This is a genomic window from Streptococcus gwangjuense (assembly GCF_003627155.1).
In the GTDB taxonomy this organism is placed as follows: domain Bacteria; phylum Bacillota; class Bacilli; order Lactobacillales; family Streptococcaceae; genus Streptococcus; species Streptococcus gwangjuensis.
The window spans coordinates 278,619-297,235 of record NZ_CP032621.1 but is presented as its reverse complement, the minus strand read 5'-3'; the positions used below and the strand labels follow the sequence as shown (position 1 = coordinate 297,235).

At 38.0% G+C, this 18,617-nt stretch carries 10 protein-coding genes and 2 pseudogenes; 4 read left to right on the top strand and 8 right to left on the bottom strand.

Going from position 1 to position 18,617, the window contains the following annotated elements; translation table 11 throughout:
- Positions 1-11: 11 nt before the first annotated feature.
- From D7D53_RS01325 to D7D53_RS01300, 6 genes and pseudogenes are all read right to left on the bottom strand, one after another.
- Positions 12-353 carry a hypothetical protein gene (locus D7D53_RS01325; protein ID WP_000397556.1) on the bottom strand — a complete coding sequence of 114 codons (342 nt, stop codon included), beginning with the start codon at positions 351-353 and terminating at the stop codon, positions 12-14.
- A pseudogene (locus D7D53_RS01320) lies at positions 278-511 on the bottom strand (TMEM175 family protein); the annotation flags it as partial. The pseudogene D7D53_RS01320 and the gene D7D53_RS01325, both read right to left, overlap by 76 nt.
- Positions 510-920: pseudogene (locus tag D7D53_RS01315) on the bottom strand (DUF389 domain-containing protein); the annotation flags it as partial. The pseudogenes D7D53_RS01320 and D7D53_RS01315, both read right to left, overlap by 2 nt.
- Positions 921-1,210: 290 nt before the next feature.
- The gene (locus D7D53_RS01310; RefSeq protein WP_061589905.1) at positions 1,211-2,722 is read right to left on the bottom strand and encodes an ATP-binding cassette domain-containing protein; all 1,512 of its coding nucleotides are present in this window, start codon (positions 2,720-2,722) and stop codon (positions 1,211-1,213) included.
- A gap of 833 nt (positions 2,723-3,555) precedes the next feature.
- Complete coding sequence (locus D7D53_RS01305; protein ID WP_120769884.1) at positions 3,556-4,530, bottom strand: sensor histidine kinase; 975 nt, start codon at positions 4,528-4,530, stop codon at positions 3,556-3,558.
- Entirely contained in the window at positions 4,523-5,200 is a 678-nt protein-coding gene (locus D7D53_RS01300) for a response regulator transcription factor (protein ID WP_120769883.1), read from the bottom strand. The genes D7D53_RS01305 and D7D53_RS01300 overlap by 8 nt, the downstream gene beginning before the upstream one ends.
- Before the next feature lie 415 nt (positions 5,201-5,615).
- On the opposite strand from D7D53_RS01300, the gene D7D53_RS01295 reads away from it, so the two are divergent.
- The 3 genes from D7D53_RS01295 to D7D53_RS01285 all read left to right on the top strand — a co-directional run bounded on the left by D7D53_RS01295 (position 5,616) and on the right by D7D53_RS01285 (position 8,246).
- The gene (locus D7D53_RS01295) at positions 5,616-6,185 is read left to right on the top strand and encodes a TetR/AcrR family transcriptional regulator (protein WP_120769882.1); all 570 of its coding nucleotides are present in this window, start codon (positions 5,616-5,618) and stop codon (positions 6,183-6,185) included.
- A gap of 87 nt (positions 6,186-6,272) precedes the next feature.
- Entirely contained in the window at positions 6,273-7,049 is a 777-nt protein-coding gene (locus D7D53_RS01290) for a ferredoxin reductase domain-containing protein (protein WP_120769881.1), read from the top strand.
- A 123-nt stretch (positions 7,050-7,172) separates the two neighbouring features.
- Complete coding sequence (locus tag D7D53_RS01285; RefSeq protein WP_120769880.1) at positions 7,173-8,246, top strand: DUF2974 domain-containing protein; 1,074 nt, start codon at positions 7,173-7,175, stop codon at positions 8,244-8,246.
- Between the two features lie 90 nt (positions 8,247-8,336).
- Here the strand turns inward: D7D53_RS01285 and D7D53_RS01280 are convergent, their stop codons facing one another.
- Positions 8,337-16,454, bottom strand: a complete 8,118-nt coding sequence (locus D7D53_RS01280) for an Ig-like domain-containing protein (RefSeq protein WP_120769879.1) — start codon at positions 16,452-16,454, stop codon at positions 8,337-8,339.
- Positions 16,455-17,061: 607 nt separating this feature from the next.
- Here D7D53_RS01280 and D7D53_RS01275 point away from each other — a divergent pair.
- Positions 17,062-17,691: an MBL fold metallo-hydrolase gene (locus tag D7D53_RS01275; protein ID WP_120769878.1), complete on the top strand. Its 630-nt coding sequence runs from the start codon at positions 17,062-17,064 to the stop codon at positions 17,689-17,691.
- Positions 17,692-17,797: 106 nt separating this feature from the next.
- Here the strand turns inward: D7D53_RS01275 and D7D53_RS01270 are convergent, their stop codons facing one another.
- The gene (locus D7D53_RS01270; protein ID WP_120769877.1) at positions 17,798-18,562 is read right to left on the bottom strand and encodes a hypothetical protein; all 765 of its coding nucleotides are present in this window, start codon (positions 18,560-18,562) and stop codon (positions 17,798-17,800) included.
- Positions 18,563-18,617: the final 55 nt, after the last annotated feature.

Here is an 18,617-nt window from a genome sequence, read left to right as displayed (position 1 = left end):
GTTCTCCTTATTCATACTAGCTCCTGACCGAGCCGTTTTTTCCAATAATCAAAGTGAAGATAGGACATGATCTCCATCAGAGAAAGATAGACAAACTGATAGATCTGATTTAAGCTGATTATCAACTGATATTGTTTGAAAAATGACTGGAAGAAAGACCAGATATGACTGTCTTGAATCAGTCCCTTCTTAACATCAGACAGGATATTAGCTAAAGCTCCCAAGGACTGAAACGGTAAATCCTTGACATTTATATAGATCCGGTCCACCACATCATTCAGACTGGTATCTTGGATGGCATGAAATTCTCCAAAGAGAACTCCTGCCGCTCCAAGAGTAGAAACAAATTCCACCAAATAATTTCTGAGGAAATTTTCTCAACCTTTTCCCATAATGTGTTTAGTGCCATCCATAACGATCCCAACCAGAAAAAGGAAAGAAAACAAGCAAAGAAATTTTGCCGTAAATCCCAAAAAGCTTCAAGACTTGGTGTTGTTGGTTTTTCTAACTCTTTTCCTTGAACCGATCACACCAGCAATCCCACCAGCAATAGCAATGAGAACATCCCAAATGGTTGGAGAGGTTCGTGCGATCAACTCGCTACTTGCATAAGACAAGGGAGAAATCCAGAAATACAGAGTCGAGACAAGCAAACTGACCAACACTTGAGTCAATAAAACCTCTAGAGATTGCTTGATTAAACGCGTATCAAAAATAGCTAAACCGAATCCCAGTCCAACAATCGGTGTCATGAGAGGTGAAATTAACATGGCTCCAATAATAACAGCTGTTGAATTCATATTTAGACCGATAGAGGCAATAAAAATCGCACACATCAAAATCGCTGTATCTCTCGATCTAACATGAAGATCATCGTATAATTTTTCACGGTATTCACGTGTTGAATAATTTCCGTTCATTGGTTACTCCTTTTATTTCATATAATCTTGTTTCTGCATGGATGATGGTAGAGAGACTTCTGTCCCGTCTTACATATTTTTCTTCTCATCTGTTATTCTTTTGAGAATTATCTTTTAAGTATCCGTCAGTCCATCCTCCATATTATATCAAAAATTTTACAGTTTTTCTCTGAAGAAATCTCTCAATTGAATAGATAGATGCAGCAAGAAATTTTTGTTTCCTTATCCGAAGAAGGAAAAACGGTATCTCCTGAACCTTGATACTATGCGTTTTATTCTTTATAATTTAGCTATTTCAAAATTACAAGTTCTCCATTCTTAATTTCCCAAACTTGGTCAAACTTACTTAATAATTCGTTTTGGCGATGTAAAGTAACAATGACGGCACTTGGTAGTTCCAGAACTCTTTCCAATTCCATTTTAAACTGATTAGTATCCAGGGCAGAGAAAGGTTCGTCTAGGATAAGCAATGGATTTTTACGATTTTTCTCACGATTTAAATACATTCGTTGTTGCTGACCACCTGACAGGGATTGTGGTGGAATTTTTTCAAAATCTTCTTCTCTGAATTTTTCATTGAAACTATTGAATAGCGTTACATTATTTTCATAACTCGAAATAAATGTATGTTCTTGTTGCAGAATCATACCGAATCTTCCCCAAAGATGGTCCAAAACAAGCCCATCTAGCACAATTTGTCCTTCAAAATCTTCATCTGTTCCATTTAAAATGTTGAGAAGACTACTTTTTCCAGACCCATTCTTACCAATAAGCGCAATTTTATCCCCTTTTTGAATCGTAGCGGAAGTAATTATCAATTTTGATTCTCCCAGTTGTTTGGAAATGTTTTTCAAAGTAATCGTATCAAAAGAATGTTGAGGTGCTTGAACTGAAACGGGTCTCCCAACAATGTTTTGAAAACTCTTGATTACAGGCTTTACGGACTCTAACATTTGTAAATCATAAAGGATTTCCTGTATTGGTTCAGAAAAAGCATTAATATATCCGAAACTCGCCACCACCTCAGGAATACCGAGTTGCTGGTGAGATAGAGAGTAGGCTAAATAAATAAACAGAACAAGACTAATGAATTCAAAAGAAACACCTGTCAATAAGATGCCTGTAATTTTTGTCAAACCATACTTAAAATACTTATCCTGCAAATTCTTTAGAGAGCTCTTTTGTTGATTCAAAAAATGCGACATAGTTAGTTTATTTACCAAATGATGTCCCATGAGCAAATCCTCCAAGGTTCGATAGTAATCTCCTTGTTTTTTCAAGTAAACCTGTCTACGATTAGCGATCAACTTCCCAACGATTTTAGGAATTTGAATACTAATTCCAGTGGAAAAGATTAAAATCAGTGATACAATAGGATTAATTGTTCTGCTAATAATGAAAGCGTAAATGATGATACGTAAAATTTGTTTGATAAAACTCATCAATGGAGGAAGGTAATCCTTTTCCAACGAATCTAGGTCATTAGATTGATAGGAAATATACTCTGCTACTGTTTTCTGCTTGAAATCGTGGTGACTGAGTCCCAGAAGTGAACGAAACCACTCATTTTTCAAAGTAGTCGAAAAGATAATCCCCTGCTTCCAATCAAGTATCATTTGGATATAGTTACAACTCAAATAGCCTGCCACTGACATAGAGTAACCATATAGAGCTACTTGATAATCTCCTTTGATTAATGCCTGCGTGAAATACGGTAACAAAGCTGTGCAGATATTCGATACTACACCAAAAAGAAAATTAAAGAATAAATACCATCTAATAGTTTTAAGATATGGAAGCATATACGATACTCCTTGCTAATGCGTTTTTTTACATATCGCAGAACAATCTCTACTATTCCCTATTTCAGATAGTGCGATACTCGGACATTGAGTGCAATAATTGTAAATCACACAAGTACTGCAGTTTTTACTATCATTCAAAATATAATTTGCTATTTTGTAAAATATAGGTCTATCCCATGTTTCTTTGATAGATGTAAAATGAATATTTCCAATACTTCTATTGAAAGTAAGCTTTTTCAGTTTTTCTAACGATTTAGGCTATTTCGTGACACACCCACAATCCGTGAAAATTCTGGTTATATCAGATTATGTGATTTTCGTAAGAATTTTATATTGTCTCCAATCATGGCAGTCTCCTTTTACTTGATAAAACTATTATAACATTTAGAAATTAAAAACTGGTTCAAAATCAATAGAATGTGTGTATTCGATACATTCAATAAATTCTTGGAAACAGTTCTACACCAGTTACACAAATCTATATACACCTATCTCATTCAAAATAAAAAGAAAGCTGTAGTTCTTTTAATCCTGTATCAACGATTCATTCTGAAATCGAATAGGAGACATTTCCCAAGTCTACAATTCACTTCATCTCAAATTAATTTTTGTAATTCACCCTTAGTTTATAGATTTTATACTCAACAAAAGTATAAAGCATACAAAACTTCACTTTGAACCAGTATTTATACTATATCCCGTATCAAGAACTCTATTATTATTTTTCTAAAATACAATTTTCAAATATCCTGAAATATAGGAAAAAGAGATTGTGTAAAAACTCAATCCCTGTAAAAAATGGTTTTCCCCCAGTCTCTTTTCGTCTATGCTCACTCAATTATTAGATTCATGTCAGCAAACTGAATCCGTACTATCGTTCCTTTTCCGACCTCAGACTCGATACGAATCTGGTGCCCCAGTTCTTCAGAAATTTTCTTAGATAGGTAAAGTCCAAGTCCAGATGACTGCTGGGTTAGGCGGCCATTATATCCTGAAAATCCACGTTCAAAGACTCGGAGGACATCACTGTTTTTTATCCCTATTCCTGTATCCTTGATACAGAGTTCTTGCCCTTCCATATAAATCTCCAGACCACCTTCCTTGGTGTACTTGAGACTGTTTGAAATAATTTGCTCAATGACAACTAGCAGCCACTTCTTATCCGTCACGATTTCTTTATCAAGGTCATGTAGATTGACATTTAGTCCTTTTTGAATAAAGAAAAGAGCGTATTTACGAATTATTTCCTTGACCAAATCCTCAATTTGAACCTGCTTTAAGACCAAATCATCATGGAAACTTTCTAAACGCAGGTACTGTAAAACTAGATTAGTATAGGAGTCAATCTTGAAAATTTCCTGTTCTAATTGCTGCTTCAGTTGTCGGTCGGCTACTTCTGCAACTAAGAGCTGACTGGCTGCAATGGGGGTCTTAATCTGATGGACCCACAAGGTATAGTAATCCAGCAAATCCGTCAGTTTTCTTTCGGCATCTGACCTTTGCTGATAGAGTTCCATCTCACGCGCTTCTAATTTTTCTGCTAAAGCTATTTCTAAAGGAGATTTGGCTTCCCTCTCTCCGTAGAGAAGTTCCTTGCGATAGACCTGCATCTCCACCAATATGTCCCAAGTGAAAAATAAGATGGTTACAAAGCAGCACAAGAGGAAAAAGTAGAGAAAGTAAGTTCCCAAACTGGCAAATAAAAACTGAAAGAGCAAAACCAGAAATGCCAAAGAAAGCAGATAGACAAACAGACGACTACGGGAGCGCAGATAGGCTAGAAAAAATTGTTTCCAATCAAGCATGCTTCAGTCCGTACCCTATCCCTTTCTTGGTCACGATAAATCCTACCAAGCCCTGCTCTTCCAATTTTTTACGTAAACGAGCCACATTAACTGAGAGGGTATTATCATCAATGAAAAAGTCACTGTTCCAAAGTTCTCGCATCAGATCGTCACGCGCTACGATATTGCCCGCGTGTTCAAATAAAACACGTAAAATCTGGAATTCGTTCTTAGTCAAATTCAAGGTTCGACCTTGATAATGTAAATCCATGGATTTGGTATTGAGGATAACACCGGCATATTCCAGTAAACTCTCGTCACGCCCAAACTCATAGGAACGACGCAACAAGCCCTGAACCTTGGCTAGAAGAACCTGCTGGTCAAAAGGCTTGGTCACAAAGTCATCCGCCCCCATATTGATTGCCATGACAATATCCATAGCCTGGTCTCTCGAAGACAGAAACATGATGGGGACCTTGGAAATCTTGCGAATTTCCTGACACCAGTGATAACCATTAAACAAGGGCAAACCAATATCCATGAGGACCAGATGAGGCTCCGACTGGACAAAAAGACTCAAAACTTCCATAAAGTCTTCTACCAGAACCACTTCAAATCCCCATTCAGAGAGCATTTTCCCGACCTGTTGACGAATGACCTGATCATCTTCTACTAATAAAATCTTGTGCATCTGATTCTCCTTTGCTAATTCTAGGAGTCTTAAATCCTTTATTATAAATAAAGGGGCTGGTATCTAATACTTTTTTGACATTTCCTTGTCACAACAGCTCAAAAACAAATAGCGAATAACCCCATTGATATCATACCTTATTTTCATACATAGTGCCAGCCCTACCCTTTTATTTTTTATCTTTAATTTTTTCAACCTTCATTACAGTTCTTTTATCCATCCCCTTAACCAAAATTTATATCTATTCTTCCAAACCTTGAGTGTAGTTAAAACGACACTCTATACTCTTCTAACATTGAAAAGCTCCTTATCGAGTGGTATCCGTAAAAAATTCTAGCTTTCAGATTGACAATCTGAAAAAGATTTGTTAAGATATGAATGAATAGGATTTAATATTCATTCAGAAAAGAGGTGAATCAAATTGGACAAAAAACAGGCTTTGAAATCCGCAGCTTATGAAGTTTTTTCAAAAAAAGGATACAAGGCGACAGGAATTTCAGAAATTGCTAGACAAGCTCATATGGCAGTCGGATCTTTTTATAACTATTACGAGAGTAAAGAAGCCATTTTTCTAGACATCTACATAGATGAAAACAACCGTGTTCGCCAAGCTATGATTGAAGAACTGGATTGGGAAATTGATATGATTGATCTTATTAGTCAACTCTTTGCTCAGTCCAGAGCACTCGTTTCTTCTAATAAAATCCTTGCAGAATGGTACAATCCTGCCATAGCCGATGAGTTGCATAGCTACTATTCCTCAGAAAAGGGCAAAGTCGCAAATCCATTTCATCAGTTTCTTGTTAAAACTTTTACAAATCGTATGCAGGCTGAGGGGTATTCTCCAGAAAAAATTCAAGAGATTTTACAAGTTTACAACCTATTTTACTACATGGATATGCATATCACGGAAAAAGATTTTCCAGATATTGGCAAAACTGTCGAAATACTTGCAACCAACTTCATAAAAGGAGTTCTAAAATAAAGAAAATGGTTTTCTTTATTTTTTGATAATATGTGAATGAATTTTATTTTTGGTTCATTCAAAAAATAAGAACAGGAGTCATAAAAAATGAAAAGAGGTAAAAAAATGTTTATTATCATTCTATCAACACTTGGATTACTAGCTCTTATAACTTGGGGTGCCATCGCCTATCTTGGACGAAGTCAGACATTATCAATAAAATCCATCGAAAACCCCAGAGGAGATCTGTATTTAATTCATATCACAAAGCCGAGTCATCAAACCTGGAAAGCTGGAGCTTTTGCTAAGTTTACACTCCCTGATACGTCGTCCGCTGCTATGAAAAACGAAGCTAAGGGAGAGCAGACCAGTCGATGGCTAACCCTTGCTTCCACTCCTGATGAGGATGAAATTCTTATTGTAACCCATAATAGTGGTAGCGTGTTTAAGGAAACCTTAACACATTTACCAGCTGGTAGTAAAATTGAGATGAGTTGGCTGGAGTCATCTTTATCTGTTAAAGACAATGACCAAGCACTGGTTTGTTTTGCCTCTGATGTCGGTATTTCTACTCTACGTCCAGTTGTGAAAGAGTGGGCTGGTAAGCGCTCCATCATTCTTAATCATTTAGACAAAGGAGTAAACATTTTTGATAATGAGTTAAGAGAGCTTAGTAAGAATAATCCGAATCTAACTTATAAAACTAGCGAAACCTTTTCTCAAAGCCAAGCATTTTTAAAAAATGCGGTTGTGAAATACGGTAACCAAGCTATTTATCTCTTAACCGGCCAACCTGATGATATAAATGAGATGAAGAATTTCTTAAAAGAGAATGGGATTGACGCCAAACAGATACAAACAAGTATGTTTAGAGGTTTGAAATAAAAGCAAACTGTCTTCTATGTGTCTGAATCATACCATTATAGGTCAGTATGTAGAGAGCTCGTACAAACCAACTAGTAAATTATATGTGATTGTGATAAGATAAATAAAAAGAAAGGAGTTCTTATGACCAATATTTTTGACTACCTGAAAGATGTCGCACACGATTCCTTTTACGATCTTCCTTTAAATGAGTTAGACATTCTAGCCTTAACAGAAATCACCTACCTCTCCTTTGATAATTTGGTCTCCACAACTCCTATGCGACTTTTAGACCTGGCACCTCAGGTTCCAAGAGAGCCTAACATGTTGACCAGCAAAAATCGCCTCCAGCTATTGGATGAATTAGCTCGACACAAACGCTTCAAAAATTGCAAACTCTCCCATTTTATCAATGACATCAATCCTGAATTGCAAAAACAATTTGCAGCTATGACCTACCACCTCAATCTCGATACCTATCTGATTGTCTTTCGTGGGACTGATGACAGTATCATTGGCTGGAAGGAAGATTTCCACCTGACTTATATGAAGGAAATTCCTGCTCAAAAGCATGCCCTCCGCTATTTAAAGAACTTTTTTGCCCACCATCCTAAGCAAAAGGTCATTCTGGCTGGACATTCCAAGGGAGGAAATTTAGCCATCTATGCTGCTAGTCAAATTGAGCAAAACTTGCAAGATCAGATCACAGCAGTTTATACCTTTGATGCGCCTGGTCTCCACACAGAATTGACACAAACCGAGGGCTATCAAAGGATAATGGATAAAACCAAGGTCTTCATTCCACAAGGTTCCATCATCGGTATGATGCTAGAAATCCCTAACCAGCAAATCATCGTGCACAGTACTGCCTTAGGTGGTATCGCCCAGCACGATACCTTTAGTTGGCAGATTGAAGACAAGCACTTCGTCCAACTAGATAAAACCAACAGTGATAGCCAACAAGTTGACACAACCATCAAGGAGTGGGTGGCCACAGTCTCTGACGAAGAACTCCAGCTCTACTTCGATCTCTTCTTTGGCACCATTCTTGATTCTGGTATTACATCTATCAATGACTTGTCTTCCTTAAAGGCTATCGAACACATTCGTCATCTCTTCGTCCAAGCTCAATCTCTCACTCCAGAAGAAAGGGAAACCATGGGACGCCTCACCCAGTTATTGATTGATACCCGTTACCAAGCATGGAAAAATAGATAATCCACATAAAAAACCCAACTAATCACTTGATTAGTTGGGTTTTCATTTATGAAATTGAATTCCTTTGTTTAATCTTTAATGATTAAAACATTAGTCTTCTTTTTTCTTGCGTGCCACAAGACCAAATCCGCTCAATACTCCAAGAAGTCCAAGAGCTGCTAGGCTTGAGTGATCTTCTGTACCAGTATTAGGCAATTCCTTAGCTGGTTTAGCTGGAGCTGGTTTTGATGGTTTCGCAGGTTCTGGTTTCACAGAAGGAATGATTTTTTCATAAACATGAACTGTGTCACCATTTGGAAGTTTCTTAGTCTCTACGAAGCGGTAGCCTGGAATATCTTTCTTAGGTTGCTTGCCATCTTCACTTGGATTACCTGGAATCTCGTTTCCTTCTTTATCCTTGAATGATGTCTTAACTTTTTCGTAGACGTGCTCGATGTCGCCATTTGGAAGTTTCTTAGTTTCTACGAAGCGGTAGCCTGGAATATCTTTCTTAGGTTGTTCGCCATCTTCACTTGGATTTCCTGGAATCTCGTTTCCTTCTTTATCCTTGAATGATGTCTTAACTTTTTCGTAGACGTGCTCTGTATCTCCATTTGGAAGTTTCTTAGTTTCTACGAAGCGGTAACCTGGAATATCTTTCTTAGGTTGTTCGCCATCTTCACTTGGATTTCCTGGAATTTCGTTTCCTTCTTTATCCTTGAATGATGTCTTAACTTTTTCGTAGACGTGCTCTGTATCTCCATTTGGAAGTTTCTTAGTTTCTACGAAGCGGTAACCTGGAATATCTTTCTTAGGTTGTTCGCCATCTTCACTTGGATTTCCTGGAATCTCATTTCCTTCTTTATCCTTGAATGATGTCTTAACTTTTTCGTAGACGTGCTCTGTATCTCCATTTGGAAGTTTCTTAGTTTCTACGAAGCGGTAGCCTGGAATATCTTTCTTAGGTTGTTCGCCATCTTCACTTGGATTACCTGGAATTTCGTTTCCTTCTTTATCCTTGAATGATGTCTTAACTTTTTCGTAGACGTGCTCTGTATCTCCATTTGGAAGTTTCTTAGTTTCTACGAAGCGGTAACCTGGAATATCTTTCTTAGGTTGTTCGCCATCTTCACTTGGATTTCCTGGAATCTCATTTCCTTCTTTATCCTTGAATGATGTCTTAACTTTTTCGTAGACGTGCTCTGTATCTCCATTTGGAAGTTTCTTAGTTTCTACGAAGCGGTAGCCTGGAATATCTTTCTTAGGTTGTTCGCCATCTTCACTTGGATTTCCTGGAATCTCGTTTCCTTCTTTATCCTTGAATGATGTCTTAACTTTTTCGTAGACGTGCTCTGTATCTCCATTTGGAAGTTTCTTAGTTTCTACGAAGCGGTAACCTGGAATATCTTTCTTAGGTTGTTCGCCATCTTCACTTGGATTTCCTGGAATCTCGTTTCCTTCTTTATCCTTGAATGATGTCTTAACTTTTTCGTAGACGTGCTCTGTATCTCCATTTGGAAGTTTCTTAGTTTCTACGAAGCGGTAACCTGGAATATCTTTCTTAGGTTGTTCGCCATCTTCACTTGGATTTCCTGGAATTTCGTTTCCTTCTTTATCCTTGAATGATGTCTTAACTTTTTCGTAGACGTGCTCTGTATCTCCATTTGGAAGTTTCTTAGTTTCTACGAAGCGGTAACCTGGGATATCTTTCTTAGGTTGTTCGCCATCTTCTGTTGGATAGTTTGGAATTTCATTTCCGTCTTTATCCTTGTGACTTGTCTTAACTTTCTCATAAACGTGTTCTACATCGCCATTTGGAAGTTTCTTAGTCTCTACGAAGCGGTAACCTGGGATATCTTTCTTAGGTTGTTCGCCGTCTTCTGTTGGATAGTTTGGAATTTCATTTCCGTCTTTATCCTTGTGACTTGTCTTAACTTTCTCATAAACGTGCTCTGTATCGCCATTTGGAAGTTTCTTAGTCTCTACGAAGCGGTAGCCTGGAATATCTTTCTTAGGAGTTGTACCTTCCTCAGTAGTTGTTCCTGGAATTACATTTCCATCTTTATCTTTATGAGTTGTTGTAACTTTCTCATAGATGTGTTTTGTATTTCCTTTTTCGTCTACTTCAGTTTTAACAATCTTATATCCTGGGATATCTTTAGATGGTTTAGTTCCGTCTTCTGTTGGTGAAAGTGGGTTACCATCTTTATCAACGAATGATGTATCAGGACGTACTGTTGGAGTGTACTTAGCTGTTACTGGTGTACCGTTCTTATCTACACGTTTAACTGTTACACCTTTAGCTTTTCCTACGAAGTTTGGTTCTGGTGTGAATGTTACTTTACCATCTTTATCAATAGTGTAAGTCCCTTCGCCTGGTACTTTCTTCTCAGTTGTACCATCGTCAAATGTTGGTTTAACAGTTTCATCGATTTCAACTGGAACTTCCTTACCGTTGATTGTAACTTTTCCACCTTCAAATGTTGGTGTTCCTGATTGAGGCTGTCCTTTAGGACCTTCTGATTCAGAATCTTTTGAAGTTGGTGTTACTGGAACGACTACTGGAGTGTACTTAGCTGTGATTGGTGTGCCGTTCTTATCTACACGTTTAACAGTTACACCTGTTGCTTGACCAGTGAATGTCTTCTCTGGTGTGAAGGTTACTTTACCGTTCTCGTCGATTGTGTAAGTTCCTTCGCCTGGTACATTCTTCTCAGTTGTTCCATCTTCGAATGTTGGCTTAACAGTTTCGTCGATTTCTACAGTTTTTTCTTCACCATTTACAGTAACTTTTCCACCTTCAAATGTTGGTGTTCCTTCTTGAGTAGCACCTTGAACATTTGTAGTGATAACATCTGAACTTGTTGGTGTTGCTGGTTTCACAACTGGTGTGTAAGTAGCTTTAACTGGTGTGCCGTTCTTATCTTCGCGTTGAACTGTGACACCTGTTCCTTTACCTGTGAAGTTCTTTTCTGGTGTGAATGTAACTGTTCCATCTGGAGATACTGTGTATGTTCCTTCACCTTCGATAGTTACTGAATCAACTGGATCTCCTGTTTTCGGATCTACCAATTTAGCTGGTTTATCTTCGTTGATTTCAACCGTTTTTTCTTCACCATTTACAGTAACTTTTCCACCTTCAAATGTTGGTTTACCTGTTTGAGTTGAACCTTGGATATCTTCAGTTACTGCATCTGTTCCTGTTGGTATTGCTTTCTTAACAACTGGTGTGTAAGTAGCTTTAACTGGTGTGCCGTTCTTATCTTCGCGTTGAACTGTGACACCTGTTCCTTTACCTGTGAAGTTCTTTTCTGGTGTGAATGTAACTGTTCCATCTGGAGCTACTGTGTATGTTCCTTCACCATCGATAGTTACTGAATCAACCGGATCTCCTGTTTTTGGATCTACCAATTTAGCTGGTTTATCTTCGTTGATTTCAACCGTTTTCTCTTTACCATCGATTGTTACTGTTCCACCCTTGAATTCTGGTTTACCTGTTTGAGTTGAACCTTGAATATCTTCAGTTACAGCATCTGTTCCTGTTGGTGTTACTGGTTTGACTTCCGGTGTGTATGTAGCTTTAGCTGGTGTGCCGTTCTTATCTTGACGAACTACTTCAACACCTTTGGCTACTCCTGTAAATTGTGGTTCTGGCTTAAAGGTTACTGTTCCATCTGGAGCTACTGTGTATGTTCCTTCACCTTCTACAGTGACTGAATCAACTTGTTCTCCAGTTTTTGGATCTACCAATTTAGCTGGTACTGTATCGTCGATTTCAACAGTTTTCTCTTCACCATTAACCATAGCTGTTCCACCTTGGAATACTGGTTTACCTGTTTGAGTTGCACCTTGAACATCGACAGATTTTGCTGGTTCTGCTTCTGGTTGTGCAGGAATGATTGATGGAGTGTAAGTTGTAGAAACTTTAGTTCCATTTGTGTCCTCTGCTTGAACGTTAGCTGGTGTTACTTTACCAGTGTAAGATTTATCTGTTGGTGTGAAGGTTACTTCACCTGTTGCTGGATCGATTGAGTAAGTACCTACTGGGGTTACTCCATCTTCAGCGTATGCTGGAGTTGTTTGTCCTGCTGGAACTTCATTTCCTTCTTTATCAAGAAGTTTGTATGAATTCTCTTTAATTGGAGCAATAGTGTCTCCAGGAGCGAATGTTGGAGTTCCTTTTTGAACGTCACCTTGGATAGCTTCTGATTTAGCTGGTTCTGCTGTTGGAACTACTGGAGTAATTAATGGTGTATAAGTTGTTTCAACAGCTGTTCCGTTTTTATCCTTAGCTTGGATTCTTACTGGTTGAACTTCTCCAGAGTATGTCTTATCTGTTGGTTCAAACACTGCCACCGCTTTACCATCTACAGTTTTCAGTGTGTATTTACCAATTACATTTCCTTCTGGATCTTTAGCTGGAACTTCTGTAGCTGGTTGACCATCTTCACCTAGAAGTGTGTAAGTGGATGGATCGATATCTACAGTTTTTTCTTTTCCAGCAATTGTAGTCTTACCAGGTTCAAATGAAACTGTACTTTCTTGAGTTGCACCTTGAATATCGACAGATTTAGCTGGTTCTGCTGTTGGGGTTACTCCGACAATTGTTGGCGTGTAAGTTGTCTTAACTTTAGTTCCATTTTTATCTTCAGCTTGTACGTTTGCTGGTTGCACTGGTCCTACATAAGTTTTATCTGTTGGAGTGAATGTTACTTCTCCTGTTGTTGGATCAACAGTGTATGTACCTACCTTGTTTCCATTTGGATCCAATGCATCAACTGGTCCAGTTGCTTCTGTTCCATCTGGATTCAATAGTTTGACAGAACCTTCTTTAATTGGAACTTCAGAGTTTCCTTCTGTAAATGTAGGAGTTCCTTTTTGAGTTTCACCTTGTACTCCTGTTGAAGTAGCTGGATCCGCTGTTGGTGTTACTGGTGTCACAGTTGGTGTGTATTTAGCTGTAGCTGTAGCTGTTACCGGATTTCCATCTTTATCTTGACCTACTGGCGCTGTTAATGATACATTAATACCTTTAGCAGTTCCTGTAAATTGTGGTTCTGGTGTGAAGGTTACCGCTCCAGTTGTTGGATCGATTGTGTAAGTTCCTTCACCTGGTACTGTTACAGTTTTTTCATCTGTTGGCTGTCCAGTTGCTGGATCAACTAGTTTAGCTGGATATTGTGCACTTGGAGTTACTGCGTCTGGAGCAGTGCCATCACCATCTTTATCTACGTCGATTGAGAATTTAGGTGTTTTCGTTTGTGGTTTACCTTGAATATCTGTCGATGTTTCCGGAGTTCCAACGATTTCTTTTGGAGTTACTGTTGGAATGTATACAGCATCCATTGTTTTTTCAGATGTTGTGTGTGTTCCATCATTGATATTTTCAAGACCGTGTTGTGCTGTTAGGGCTGTCCATCCAGTTGAATGACCATTAGCATCTACAGCACGAAGTACGATACCATCTGCTTTACCAACAAAGTTAGGCTCTGGAGTGAAGGTAACTTTGTCATCAGTTACTGTATAAGTACCTTGACCTGCTTTAGTGTATGATTTCACCAAGTTTCCACTTGGATCTACAATCATAACACCTTGAGATTGTTTTTTCTTAGTTGTTTCTAAGCTAATAGAGTTTGGTTGTTCAGAGTAATCTAGTTTACCGTATGAATTGAAAGTAGTATTTCCGTTGTTTGAACCAAGGTTAGAAGCATCGTCCCCTAGAGCACGTGATACAAATTCAATACCTACAGACTGAGTTTCACCTTGTTTACCAGTTGTTTCTTCCTTATCTCCACGTGGAGGTAAAGCAACTTGAATTTGGTTATCTTCTACTTCACCTGAGAAAGCAATACCAGTAGGTTTGGTTACTTGTTTTTCAGATTTAGCGATACGTGTACGGAAGTTAACTTTATCTTTAGTTGTATCAACAACCTGAGTGTTTCGGAACACTAATTCCACTGTTTCATTGTTTCCAGTTACTTTAACGATATCAGATGCTTCACCTTCATCGAATTTACCGTTATTGTTGAAATCGATAAATCCACGCACGTAAGCAGGTTCTACTGTACCTGTGTATTTGTCATTACCATTTGCTGAAGCAACTACTTTGACACGGTATGTATTATCTGCACCTTGGACAAGTTTAACTTCTGGTTCACCATTATCTTTATTGATATGAACATTTTCTAGAGCAATAAGTTGTGCTACACCTTCATCGCCATTGTCAGTAGCATCATCTGATCCGATACCGCGTACGCGCTCACCATTTTGCGCTTCAGGGTCAGCTTTTACTGTACCTAGATATGGTTGTTGAATTTCTTCTACTTGATTGGTTGCATAGTCAGTAGTAGATGTTCTGAGAGAATGCTCTGCTTTACCATAAGATTCTGGAAGATCTCCAAAGTCTGATAAAGAGATACCAATCATAGATGACTGAGCTCCACCCGAAATGATGTAGAATCCAACTTCAGTTGCTCCTGCAGTAGATACGATTGGTGTAGCTTTGTTACCACCTTCACCATTGATGTAACTACCAAAGACTTGAGAACCTAATCCTGATGTTGCTGTATCAGGTGTTGAAAAAGCAGAATTTGCTAACGCTTTTTGAAGTTTAGCGTCTGCAGGGCTAAATTCTTGAGGGCTTGTGACATTTTTCATCTTCACATTAGGTTGATAAGGAGTTGTTTCTGCTGCGTTACCTACCAATGCATATAAATCCCAAGGCGTTCCGTTTGTAGTGTAGATTTCACTTTCGTTTACCTTGATATCTTCACCAGATGTCATTAAAATAGTTGGTTTTGTTTTCTTACCGTTATATTCAGCATCAACACTAAATACTACACCAGCGATAGTACCATTCTTTTGAACCGATTTATCATCAGTACCCGCAATGGTAGTTTTATGTGGATCAGTATCAAAACCTGCGTTTTTCACGTGTGCCCATTTTGTTTGAGCAGAACCACCGATACCAGTCGCTTGTTTAAAGCTATTTACTGCATCTGGATTATAAGTATCTTCACTAGCAGTTCCCGCCACACGATTTTTATAAGTCTCTGTAGCATGGAACGGTTTCATCTCTTTAACAGTTAATGTTACAACATAACCTGGCATCAACTCCTTTTTGAAAGTTGAACCGATTTGAAGTTGTCCATCTGCATCTAAGTTAGTCCAAGCTGCTGTGTCTGTAAAATCTAGCCATTGGATTTGCTTAGAAGCTTCTTTTATCTCTTTATCATCTTTTCCTTTGTTTAAGATAGGAATATCAGCTAGAGATGAGTAACCATGATCTGCCAACCATTTTTGTCCTGCTTCTGTAGATGAGTCTTTAAGTGCTGTTGTTTGAGCATCTTCCAAGTTGACTGCGAACTTACCATCACGGCCGATTCCTGCGTTTTTCAATTCATTGTAAACTGCAAGGATTGATTCGTTAAGACGAGCCAATTGAGCATCTACTTGTTCTTTTGTTACACTCTTATCAGCAAGAAGAGCCTTAGTTTCAGTAAGAACTGCTTGGTTTTTAGCTACTGCTGCTTCAACAGCTGCTTTGTTTTCTTCCTTCACTTCCTTCTTAGAAAGTTCAGATTTTGCAAGTCTGTTTGTTACATCTGCTTCTGATGAAGCTTTGTCAAGCGCTGATTTAGCTTCTGAAAGAGATTTTTCTGCTGGAGTAGCTTTCTTTTCAGCTTCTGCTTTAGCCACTTCTTTTTCTGCTGCTTTCTTTTTATCGAAACCAGCAGTATTTGATTCAGTAACTACAGTACTCAATGCTGATACAGTTTCTGCTTGAACATCTACATCAGCTTGACTAGCATCTGCTTTTGCAAGAGTTGCTTTAGCTGCTGCCAATACTTCCTTAGCTGAGCTTACTACTGTAGCATCTGCATATTTAGCAGTTGAAAGTTTAGACTCCAAAGTTGCAATGCTTGCTTCTAGGACAGCTTTATTAACTTTTTTAGCTTCCTGTACTTTAACTTCAGGTTTTGCTTCCGCTACTTTAGTTTCTGGCTTAACGGCTTCCTTATCTTTATTAGAATCCGCTTGATTTGCTGGGGCAGTAGCTGCCGCTACTGATGTTTCAGCACCTTGAACTTCCGTTGCTGATACCGCACCATTTCCAAGGAACATCAAACCAGCTGCAATTGCTACTGATGCTGCTCCAAAGCTATATTTCCGGATACCATAACGGATGTACTTTTCTACTCTAAAATCTTGTTGTTGCTTGCCTTTCATTTAGACCCACAACCTCCTTTTTTATTTTGATGTCGATTTACAAGTTATTGATATCGAAAACTCACAGGTAACCTCAGATGAAACAAAAGATGTTAGAAGTGAAGTTTGATATCATAAAATTGTTTACAACATACAACTTTATGATATCATATTTTCTAGTCTGTAGCAAATAAAATGACTTATTTTTTTATTCTAAATTTAAAATAAATATTTTCCAAAAATACAACAATTTTCAGACTCTTTAAGTTGTAAAATAAGATGCATCAAACTGTCATAGGCCACACACTATATTTTTTAATAATCAGTATATTAATTTATATTAACTATACATGTATATTTTGTTTTCTTTTATTACAAACTTTCTTCTAATACAGAGTACAATTTACTTGTTTCATTAATTCACTCTCCAAATCATTAACTTTATTTTAAATCCCAGTCAATTAAAAGCTCTAGCTAGTTCATAACTCTAAAAATAGCTATCTTTATTTTAGACAGAATGAAATAGATAACCAGTAACCTTCTTTAAAAGAGAAGGATTTTCTGTCCACTCTATTCTCCCCAACTGTGCTATACTTATCTTAGTACATTCTTTGAGATTGGAGCTAATATGAAAATCCATAAAACTGTGAATCCTGTTGCCTATGAAAACACCTATTACCTGGAAGGTGAAAAGAACCTCATCGTTGTTGATCCTGGTAGCCATTGGGAAGCCATTCGTCAGACAATAGAGAACATCAACAAACCGATCTGTGCTATTCTCTTGACCCACGCCCATTATGACCATATCATGAGTCTGGACCTGGTTCGCGAGACTTTTGGCAATCCTCCTGTCTATATTGCAGAGAGTGAGGCTAGCTGGCTCTATACTCCTGTCGATAATCTCTCTGGACTTCCCCGCCACGATGATATGGCAGATGTGGTCGCAAAACCGGCTGAGCACACTTTTAGCTTTCATGAGGAATATCAATTAGAGGAATTTCGTTTCACTGTCTTGCCAACACCAGGTCACTCTATCGGTGGTGTTTCTATCGTCTTTCCTGATGCTCACCTAGTCTTAACAGGGGATGCTCTTTTCCGAGAAACTATTGGACGGACCGACCTTCCAACTGGTAGCATGGAGCAACTCCTTCATAGTATCCAGACCCAACTCTTCACCCTGCCAAACTATGATGTCTATCCAGGGCATGGTCCAGCTACTACTATTGCTCACGAAAAAACCTTCAATCCTTTTTTCTAGCTAGCAAAAAACCAAGGAATTTTTTATCCTTGGTTTTTGTGTACTTCTATTCAATTCTCCATTTTTTGATTTTAGGATCTAGTCTAGTATTGAATTTCATCGAATACTAGTTGACTGGCTGAAATTCTTTCCATTCAAATTTAGCTAAATCAAGTTCATTAGAAGAAATCCCCAAGATTTGCTCTGGCTTTTGATCACTACCAATTTGAAAGATTCCTTCTTTAATCTTCTGTACTCCGTCTTTATCAAAAGCATACAGACTTAAGTTCATTTCTGGTCGTGTTGACTGCCAGTCTGCATATCTGACTTGACCATTTTCATAGATAACTAAACTTGAACGAAAACCACCTGCAGAAGCTACATAAGCTGTATGAAGCAACTTGGGTTGTTTATTCTCTAAATAGTAAATGGCCCCTATATATTTTTTATCTCCAATAATCAATTCATCCTGACCATCATTATTTAAATCAGCAAACACATAATGAAGACTAGCTGGTTTATCGTAGGTGCTTAGTGTAAAGATATAGCCATACTCTTCAGAAAAAATCTTGTTCTGTTTCAACTTTTCATACAAGGATTCTCGGTCACCACTACTTAAAAGTGCCTGATAGTGATTGTACCGCTCTATTACTTCCTTGTACAAATCTTTTCCTGTTTCGCTTTTCGTTTCCATTGTTGTTGACGGCGTTGCCATTGAAGAACTTGTACTAGTTTGGCTCTCTGACTTCGTAGAGTTTTCCTTCTGTTCCTCTTTGGTAGAAGATGATTGTATTGCCGAAGGTTCTATTTTTTCATCTTTTTTGTTTGCACCACAAGATGCTAAAACAAAAACAGTAAGAATAGCTGAAAATATCATTAAAAATTTCTTCATATTAACCTCTTTAACCCATCCTATACAGATTTACGGATTTTAGTATTAGATTCGA

Bases quoted from the DNA above. Each gene is read 5' to 3' on its own strand.
- D7D53_RS01310 (WP_061589905.1), bottom strand. From the start codon at position 2,722: ATGCTTCCATATCTTAAAACTATTAGATGGTATTTATTCTTTAATTTT.
- D7D53_RS01305 (WP_120769884.1), bottom strand. From the start codon at position 4,530: ATGCTTGATTGGAAACAATTTTTTCTAGCCTATCTGCGCTCCCGTAGT.
- D7D53_RS01300 (WP_120769883.1), bottom strand. From the start codon at position 5,200: ATGCACAAGATTTTATTAGTAGAAGATGATCAGGTCATTCGTCAACAG.
- D7D53_RS01290 (WP_120769881.1), top strand. From the start codon at position 6,273: ATGAAAAGAGGTAAAAAAATGTTTATTATCATTCTATCAACACTTGGA.
- D7D53_RS01285 (WP_120769880.1), top strand. From the start codon at position 7,173: ATGACCAATATTTTTGACTACCTGAAAGATGTCGCACACGATTCCTTT.
- D7D53_RS01280 (WP_120769879.1), bottom strand. From the start codon at position 16,454: ATGAAAGGCAAGCAACAACAAGATTTTAGAGTAGAAAAGTACATCCGT.
- D7D53_RS01275 (WP_120769878.1), top strand. From the start codon at position 17,062: ATGAAAATCCATAAAACTGTGAATCCTGTTGCCTATGAAAACACCTAT.
- D7D53_RS01270 (WP_120769877.1), bottom strand. From the start codon at position 18,562: ATGAAGAAATTTTTAATGATATTTTCAGCTATTCTTACTGTTTTTGTT.